This window comes from Mycobacterium sp. E2989 (assembly GCF_001667595.1).
Lineage (GTDB): Bacteria > Actinomycetota > Actinomycetes > Mycobacteriales > Mycobacteriaceae > Mycobacterium.
In genome coordinates this window covers 17,869-26,036 of sequence record NZ_LZJX01000111.1, presented here as the reverse complement: position 1 = coordinate 26,036, position 8,168 = coordinate 17,869, and the positions used below count along the sequence as shown (strand labels likewise).

Here is an 8,168-nt window from a genome sequence, read left to right as displayed (position 1 = left end):
GAGTAAAGCCGCCGCCGCTGCTCGAACACCCCGCGCCCGTATGCGTAGCGAATATCAACAGTTAGGTTTGTATCCATGGGCAACGAAGGGGGAGGTGGATCGGCGTTCACCTGGCAGGGCCGGCGCGACATGGTGAGCCAGATCCATGAGCAGCTCGATGAGCTGGTGGAAGCCCGCGACCAGATGGAACAACTGGTGCGGGTCATCAGCGAGATCGGCTCTGACCTCGACCTGGACGTGACGTTGCACCGAATCGTCAAAGGGGCGATGGAGCTGACCGGCTGCCGTTTCGCCGCCCTGGGCATCCGCGCACCGGACGGTCTCCTGGCCTCGTTCGTTTGCGCGGGCATCGACGACCTCACGGCGCGCCAGCTCGGCGACCTGCCCATTGGGGACGGCCTGCGCCTGGCGGATGTGAGCGCGCATCCGCAGGCCGGCGCGCTGCAGGCCCACGATCCGCCGGTGCGGGCGCTCCTGGGAATACCCATCACGGTGCGCGGCGCCGACTTCGGCAGCCTCTACCTGGCCGACGACCGCGCCGGACGCGTCTTCTCGGATTCCCAGGCCGCCGCCGTGCGGGCCTTGGCGACCGCCGCGGCGGCGGCCGTCGACAACGCGCGGCTGTTCGAGCGCGAACGCGAATCGGCGAAATGGACGAAGGCCAGCCGCGAGATCACCACCGCGCTGCTGTCCGGCGACCCTCAGACCGGTCCGCTACAGCTCATCGTGAACCGGGCGCTGGAGTTGGCCGGCGCCGAACAGGCGATCTTGCTGGTTCCCAAGGAGCCCGACGTGCCCGCCGACGAGGTCGACACCCTGGTCGTGGCCGCCACGGCGGGCCGGTACTCCTCAGAGGTCATCGGGCGCCAGGTGCCGATGGACGGCTCCACCACGGGCGGTGTGGCGCGGCGTGGCCTGCCATTGATCACTGACTCCTTCCAATACCCGATCGAAGGTTTCACCGACGTGGGTGAGCGCTCGGCGATCGTCATGCCGCTGATCGCCGACGGCGCGGTGCTCGGCGTGATCGCCGTCGCCCGCGACCAGCAGTCGCCCTTCGGCAACGATTACCTCGAGCTCGTCAGCGACTTCGCCCGGCACGCGGCGATCGCCCTGGCGCTGGCGGCGGGCCGCGAGCACGCGCTCAACCAGGAACTCGCCCAGGCGGACACCGTGGAGAACGCGATCAACGCAGCGGCCGAGGAACTGCGCCGACTGTGGCGGGCCCGCCGCGTCCTGGCCGTCGCCTTCCCGACCAACAGCTCCGCCTCCGGACCCGCCTTTGGCGCACCGCACGTCGTCTCCGTCGGCGAGCCCACCCAGTGGGACGACCTGCCGCCGCACACCCAACAGATGCTCAGCTCGTTGCGCGAGGGTGACCTGCTGACCCCTAGCGCCGGCGAGTCCGGCACGGCGGGCATCGCGCTGCAACACCCCGAGGGGGTGCTCGTCGTCTGGATCGATCTGGCCGAGCGGCGGCCGTTCACCCTCGAGGACCAGACGTTGCTCACGGTGCTGGCCGGCCGCCTGGGCCAGGGCCTGCAGCGGGTTCATCAGGTCGACCAGCAGCGCGAAACGGCGCTGGCGCTACAGCATGCCATTCTGGGGCCGGCTGATCTGCCGCACGGGTTCGCGGTGCGCTATCAGGCGGCCAGCCGGCCGCTCCAGGTCGGCGGTGACTGGTACGACATCGTCGACCTCGAGGACGGGCGCATCGCAATGGTCGTCGGTGACTGCGTGGGGCACGGCCTCGCCGCCGCCACCGTGATGGGTCAGGTGCGCAGCGCTTGCCGCGCACTCCTGTTCGAAAACCCAAGTCCCGGAGCCGCTCTCGCCGGGTTGGACCGCTTCGCCGCGCGGCTGCCCGGCGCCCAGTGCACCACCGCCGTGTGCGCGGTGCTCAACCCCGAAACCGGTGAACTCGTGTATTCGAGCGCCGGGCATCCGCCGCCGATCCTGGTCCACGCGGACGGCACCACCCAGATGCTTGATGAGGGCCACACCATCGCGTTGGGGGTACGAGCCGACTGGACCCGCCCCGAAGCGAGGGTGACCATGCCGGCCCGCGCGACCCTGCTGCTTTACACCGACGGGTTGGTCGAGCGTCGCCGCACCGCGCTGGGGCAGGGCATCTCCCGCGCCGCCGCGCTCGTGCAGGAGGGACGCGCGGCCACCCTCGACGAGTTGGCGAACCAGATCATGTCAGGCCTGGCCCCCAGCGAGGGCTATCAGGACGACGTGGTTTTGCTGCTCTATCGTCATCCCGCGCCGCTGGAGCTGACCTTTCCCGCCGACGTCAGCCACCTCGCTCCGGCGAGAACCGCGTTGCGCAGCTGGTTGACGCGGACCCGGTTGGACCCGGAACAGGCGATGAACGTGCTGGTGGCAGCGGGGGAGGCCGTCGCCAACGCGATCGAGCACGGCCATCGCGACAAGCCCGAGGGCACGGTCAGTTTGGGTGCGACCGCGCTCGGCGACCGGGTGCAGCTGACCATCACCGACACCGGCTCGTGGAAGCCCCCGCAACCCGCTAGTTACCCCCACCGAGGGCGAGGTATAGCGCTAATGCGAGGGCTCATGCATGACGTCACCATCAGCCCCGACGCCGCTGGAACCACGGTTCGCCTATCCGCGAGGATCACATGATGTCCACGTCGCTCACGCTCGACACCGCGCGCCGCACCGACGGGGAACTGATGCTGGTCGCCGCGGGGGAGATCGACCTGAGCAACGTCGACGCGTTCAATCAAGCCCTCACAACCGCGAGCACCGAGGCCGCCAGCGGCGGACCGCTCACGGTTGACCTCAGCGAAGTCGAGTACCTCGACAGCGCGGCCATCAACTTGCTGTTCACCCACGCGAACCACATCAACCTCATCGCGCACCCGATGCTGATGCCCATCCTGACCATCAGCGGCCTGACCGAACTGGTCGCCGTCGAGCCCGCCGCGGCGGGCTGATCACAAACCCGTTGGCCCTCAGGCGTTTTCGGCGATCCAGGTGCTGGTGAAGCGCTGCAAGGCCGGGATGCTCTGAGCCAAGTCGGATTCCATCGACTTCTCGAGTTTGCGGCCCAACAACGGGATCTTCACCGCCACCTCCACGGCGAAGCGCAATTTCGCGCCTTCACCCGCGGGCGCCATCCACGCCTCGGCGCGGCCCGACCCGATCCCGCCTGAAGTCACGACGTTGATCTGCCCGCGAACCTCGCCGTCACCGACCGATCGCCACGTCTCGCTGGAAACGATCTTCAGATCGCCGGGGACGGCTTTGGCCAACAGCGCCGGCAGCACCTGACGGGCCACATGCTGGGTGGCGCGGACGGACACCGTGCCGTCGGTGTCCACGCTCAGCGCGTCCAGCGTGATCGGCGCGTTGCTCACTTTGAGCCGGGCTGCCCAATAATCTTCGCGCCCGAACGTCGCGTGAATCTGCTCCACGCTGGCGGGCGACTCGATGTGGATATCGAAGCGACGCGACATGGCACCGATTCTTACAAAGGGGAGCCCGCCCGCGGCGCCCGCCCGTCGCATCCGATGTTTCGAACGTACGTGCGATGGTTATCCCTCGTCGCGGAGGTGAATGGGATGACTGATGACATGCGGCAGGCGCCGAGCGAAAACCCCGAAAAGGACACGTCGCAGTGGGTCACCGGCGACGAGCCGATGACCGGGCCGCAGCGCAGCTACGTGCACACGCTGGCCCAGGAGGCCGGGCGCGATGTTCCCGACGATCTGACGAAGGCGCAGGCGTCGGAGCTCATCGACGAATTGCAGCAACAGACCGGGCGCGGCAACTGATCAGGGGGCGGGCCGGCCGCCGATCGTGGGTCGGTCCGCCTTGCGGCCCAGGTCGCCGAATCTGACGCTGACGCGCTGAAAACCCTTGACCCGCTCGGCCTTTGCCTTCTTGGTGTAGGTCTTGCGATCGGCCGGTGTGAGTTCCACGTCATCGGTGAACGGCGTGAGCAACGCCCGCGGGTAAAGCCGTTCCACCAGAACGACATTGATCTCGGCGCACAGCACCAGCGTGGACGACACCAGGAAAAGGAAGGCCAAAAGCCCTAGCACCAAGGCGAAGACGCTGTTGGTTGCGCTCGCCGATTTCACCGTGTGCCGAATGTAGCCGGCACCGCCCCACTGCAAGATCTGCCAGATCACGGCCGCCGCAAGCGCTCCGGGCAACACCTGGCGGTAGGTGAGGTTGCGCGCGGTGGTCACGCGAAACGCCACCAGGCAGATCGACGCATTGATGGCGATGGCCACCAGCGCGACGCCGATCTTGCCGAACACCCCCAGCGTGCTGGTGGCCTGGCCGGCCGCGGACAGGACGGTGGCGGCGACGGCCGCCGAGCCGAGGACCAGCAACAGCATCAGGCTGCGCAGCCGCGAACGGAAGGGGTCGGGACGCTTGTTCCTCGGGACGGCCCATACCGAGTCCATCGCGTTCTGTACGGCCTGACCGACGCCCAGGCCGCCGTAGAGCGCGCCCGCGATGCCGACGACCACGGCGACGGTCCCTCCGCTGAGCCCTGCGGGTTGATGCAGCTGGTCGCCGATGACCGGGAATTGGCTCAGCGTGCTGTGCAATACCTGGTCCTGCAGGTCGGGGCGGCCGGCGAGCAGCACCCCAAGTCCGGTGGTCAGCAGCAGCAGCATCGGGAACAGCGAGACGAAGGCGTAGTAGGTAATCAAGGCGGACAGGTAGCCGCCCTGGTCGTCCATGTATTTGTAGAAGACCGCGATCACGACGCCCGCGGCGCGGTTTCGTCGCTGCAGCCTGTCCAGCCAGCCGACCATCTCGTGCTCACTTCGTTGCTACGAAAAGCGGATACCCCCCGGATGGGATTGCCAGGTGATACCCGCATTCGGCGACGATCAACCGCGGGTCGCTCGCGGGCGCGGTTCCCATGCCAGGATGGGGTGATGGCCGACGATGTGATGCAGTCCGAACGCGAATTCAACGAGCGCAACATCGAGGAGTTCCGCCGCAACGGCGGCAAGGTGGGCGGGCAGTTCGAGGGCTTCCCGTTGCTGTTGTTGACCTCGACCGGTGCGCGCTCCGGTGAGCAGCGGGTCAATCTCATCGGCTACTTCGATATCGACGGCAAGATTTATGTCATCGGTTCCGCCGCGGGCCGGGACAAGAATCCCGCGTGGGTGCACAACATCCGCGCCAACCCGCGGGTGAGCGTGGAGATCGGTTCGCAACCCCCACGGCCGGCCACCGCGCGCGAATTGCCACGCGACGAAAGGGATTCCGTCTACCGGACCGTCGTCGAACGCGCGCCGGGGTTCGGCGAGTACGAGCAGCGCACCGACCGGGTCATCCCGGTCTTCGAACTGGTTACCGAATAGCCGCACCCCCAGGGGAGGCGACCCACATGACAACCGCCGCGAGAAAGCATCTGGTCCGGCGTTGGGCGTCTGGCGCCTTCGCGTTCACTCTGGCGATGCTGCCGTCAATCACGATTTCCGTGCCGGCGATTGGCCGCGCCGACCCCGTCTGCCCGCCCGGGTTCGTGTGGAGCGGGTTTTTGAATCAATGCGTGGTATGGGTCCCCTCCGCGAACGGGCCGGCTGCGCCCGTGGGGCCCCGCGGGCCCGGCGGCCCGGGGCTACCTACCGATCCCTGTCCCCGTTCGGGCGCAACGGCCCAATCCCGCGGTCACCGTGTCGAGCTACCGCAAAATTCCGGGGAACTCGGGACCCCTCGCGGTCGTTATGGTTGCTAAGTAACGCTGCGACTCGAGGGGAATACAGGCGCATGCCACGCACAGACAACGACACCTGGGATCTGGCCACCAGTGTGGGCGCGACCGCCACGATGGTGGCCGCGGCCCGAGCGATTGCGACCAAGGCCGACAACCCGCTGATCGACGATCGGTTCGCCGAACCACTGGTTCGCGCGGTCGGCGTGGACTTCTTCACCCGGTGGGTCGACGGCGACCTTGATGCCGCCGACGTCGACGACCACGAATCCGGCTGGAAGCTCGAGCACATGCCGGTGGCGATGGCCGCCCGCACCCGGTTCTTCGATGCCTTCTTCCAGGACGCCGCGCGGGCCGGGATTCGCCAGGCCGTAATTTTGGCCTCCGGCCTCGACGCCCGCGCCTACCGATTGGCGTGGCCCGCCGACATGACGGTCTTCGAGATCGACCAGCCCGAGGTGATCGAGTTCAAGACCTCCACCCTGGCGAAGCTGGGCGCCGCCCCGCGGGCCGACCTTCGTACGGTTGCCATCGATCTGCGAAGTGACTGGACGAAGGCGTTGGTGGACGCCGGTTTTGACACGACGCGCCCGACCGCCTGGATCGCGGAGGGCCTCTTCGGGTACCTACCGCCCGACGCTCAGGACCGCTTGCTGGACAACATCTCCGCGCTCAGCGCCGAGGGCAGCAGGCTCGCCGTCGAGGCGATCCCGAACCGCCCGCAGCAAGACGTGGACAAGGCCCGGGAAATGATGCGCCGGGCCACCGCCAAGTGGCGCGACCACGGCTTCGAACTCGATTGGGAGGAGCTGGGTTTCGAGGGTGAGCGCAACGACGTCGCCGACTACTTGAACAACCTCGGCTGGCAGACGGTCGGCACCCAGATGAGCGAGTTGCTGGCCGGCAGCGGGCTTGCGGCGATTCCGCAGACCAATGACTCGGTCTCGGTCGCCGACACCGTCTACTACAGCTCGAGCAAATGACGGCACCGAGCCGTCGGGGACTCAACGACGCCGTCACGCGGCTGTGGAGCTTTCTGGCCCCGGCGTACGACCTACCGGTCCTGCAGCGCTGGGTTTACCGTCCGCCGCACGACGAGGTGATCGCGCAGCTGCGCGCCCACCGCGCCCGCAAGATCGCCGATATCGCCTGCGGTACGGGAGTTCTCAGCGATCGGATCGCCCGCGAATTGCAGCCCGACGAGATTTATGGCATCGACATGTCCGAGGGCATGCTCGACCAGGCGCGTGCCAGAACCGATCGGGTGCAATGGATTCGCGGGCCGGCCGAGCAGCTGCCCTTCGATGACGGGGCGCTCGATGCGGTGGTGACCACCTCGGCGTTCCACTTCTTCGACCAGCCCGCGGCCCTGCGCGAATTCCACCGCGTGCTGGCGCCCGGCGGGATGGTGGCCGTTTCGGCCCTGAGCGCGCGCCAACAGCTGTTGCAGGCGCCGTCGGCCAGCAGATGGAAGCCGCAGCACAATGCGTCGCCGGCGGAGATGCGGGCCATGTTCGAAGCCGCCGGTTTCGTGATCAGCGATCAGCACCGCATCCCGCGGCCGGCCTGGACGCGAATCATTTCCGACCTCATCACCGTCGGCACCAAGACCGGCTAACGCGCTGTACGCCTGTGCCGCAACGGGTTACCCCGGCGATCCGCGGGAAAGCGACGGCGCCCGCCTCGCCTGGTGGCGAAGCGGGCGCCGCGCTTAATGCTCTTTACAGCGGAATCCAGACGCCGAAGAACCAGAATCCCCACTGGTTGAATCCGGGATCCCACACCGGGGTCTCCTGGTAGCCCCAGTAGTTGATCGGGCCGTATCCCCAATGCCCACCGGGCGGGGGGAGCGGCCGGTCCCACGCGGGCCGCGGCGGCTCACCGGGTCCCCACGGGGCCGGTCCGTCGCCCCACGGCGCCCCGCGGAAGTAACCGCGCTGGGGATCTCCGTGCCAGGGACCGCCCGGCCCACCGGGACCGCCGGGATGGTCGGGCCCACCGGGACCGCCTGGGCCGCCCGGACCGCCGGGATGATCGGGTCCGCCTGGGCCACCGGGTCCGCCCGGGTGACCGGGGCCGCCGGGCCCACCCGGCCCGCCGGGACCGCCAGGGCCACCCGGATCACCGGGCGCGTTCGGCGGATGGATACCGCCCGGGGCCGGCCCGCCATGATTGCCGGCCGGCCCGGGCGGCGGCGCCCCCGGAGCGGCGTTGGCCGCGGCCGCGCCCATGCCCAGCGCGGCAGCGCTAAGGGCACCGGCGACGGTTATTCCCCCAAGTATCTGCCTGAATCTCATAGTCCTTCACCTGTCTAGCGATTAGTGAATTCCTCGGAATCCCCCCTTACACAGACCGACCATAGATAGCTTCCCTATGGATCGGCTGTGCGAGGCCCATGCGGAGCGTTGGCGCGCGCCGCGGCGCGGAAAATGAGGGGCGCCTGCCGGTTTGGCAAGGC

At 68.3% G+C, this 8,168-nt stretch carries 9 protein-coding genes; 6 read left to right on the top strand and 3 right to left on the bottom strand.

Annotation, left to right across the window (positions count from 1 at the left end; all coding sequences use genetic code 11):
• Positions 1–129 precede the first annotated feature (129 nt).
• The gene (locus A5680_RS19935) at positions 130–2,646 is read left to right on the top strand and encodes a SpoIIE family protein phosphatase (RefSeq protein WP_369827688.1); all 2,517 of its coding nucleotides are present in this window, start codon (positions 130–132) and stop codon (positions 2,644–2,646) included.
• Positions 2,646–2,960 (top strand): STAS domain-containing protein, encoded by a 315-nt coding sequence (locus A5680_RS19930; RefSeq protein WP_067822386.1) that lies wholly within the window; start codon positions 2,646–2,648, stop codon positions 2,958–2,960. The genes A5680_RS19935 and A5680_RS19930 overlap by 1 nt, the downstream gene beginning before the upstream one ends.
• A gap of 18 nt (positions 2,961–2,978) precedes the next feature.
• Here A5680_RS19930 and A5680_RS19925 read toward each other — a convergent pair whose 3' ends face one another.
• Positions 2,979–3,482 carry a DUF2505 domain-containing protein gene (locus A5680_RS19925; RefSeq protein WP_067822383.1) on the bottom strand — a complete coding sequence of 168 codons (504 nt, stop codon included), beginning with the start codon at positions 3,480–3,482 and terminating at the stop codon, positions 2,979–2,981.
• Between the two features lie 105 nt (positions 3,483–3,587).
• On the opposite strand from A5680_RS19925, the gene A5680_RS19920 reads away from it, so the two are divergent.
• Positions 3,588–3,800 carry a DUF3072 domain-containing protein gene (locus tag A5680_RS19920; protein ID WP_055400078.1) on the top strand — a complete coding sequence of 71 codons (213 nt, stop codon included), beginning with the start codon at positions 3,588–3,590 and terminating at the stop codon, positions 3,798–3,800.
• On the opposite strand, the gene A5680_RS19915 is transcribed toward A5680_RS19920, so the two are convergent.
• A complete protein-coding gene (locus tag A5680_RS19915; protein WP_055400026.1) occupies positions 3,801–4,799 on the bottom strand; it encodes a YihY/virulence factor BrkB family protein in 999 nt (332 codons plus the stop codon).
• A 126-nt stretch (positions 4,800–4,925) separates the two neighbouring features.
• Here A5680_RS19915 and A5680_RS19910 point away from each other — a divergent pair, with 126 nt between their 5' ends.
• The 3 genes from A5680_RS19910 (at position 4,926) to A5680_RS19900 (ending at position 7,328) form a co-directional block, all read left to right on the top strand.
• Positions 4,926–5,357, top strand: a complete 432-nt coding sequence (locus A5680_RS19910) for a nitroreductase family deazaflavin-dependent oxidoreductase (protein ID WP_055400024.1) — start codon at positions 4,926–4,928, stop codon at positions 5,355–5,357.
• A 409-nt stretch (positions 5,358–5,766) separates the two neighbouring features.
• Positions 5,767–6,693, top strand: coding sequence for an SAM-dependent methyltransferase (locus A5680_RS19905; protein WP_067822380.1), 927 nt, complete (start codon positions 5,767–5,769; stop codon positions 6,691–6,693).
• Positions 6,690–7,328 carry a class I SAM-dependent methyltransferase gene (locus A5680_RS19900; protein WP_055400020.1) on the top strand — a complete coding sequence of 213 codons (639 nt, stop codon included), beginning with the start codon at positions 6,690–6,692 and terminating at the stop codon, positions 7,326–7,328. The genes A5680_RS19905 and A5680_RS19900 overlap by 4 nt, the downstream gene beginning before the upstream one ends.
• A gap of 103 nt (positions 7,329–7,431) precedes the next feature.
• Here the strand turns inward: A5680_RS19900 and A5680_RS25435 are convergent, their stop codons facing one another.
• Complete coding sequence (locus A5680_RS25435; RefSeq protein WP_082970430.1) at positions 7,432–8,007, bottom strand: chitin-binding protein; 576 nt, start codon at positions 8,005–8,007, stop codon at positions 7,432–7,434.
• Positions 8,008–8,168 lie beyond the last annotated feature (161 nt).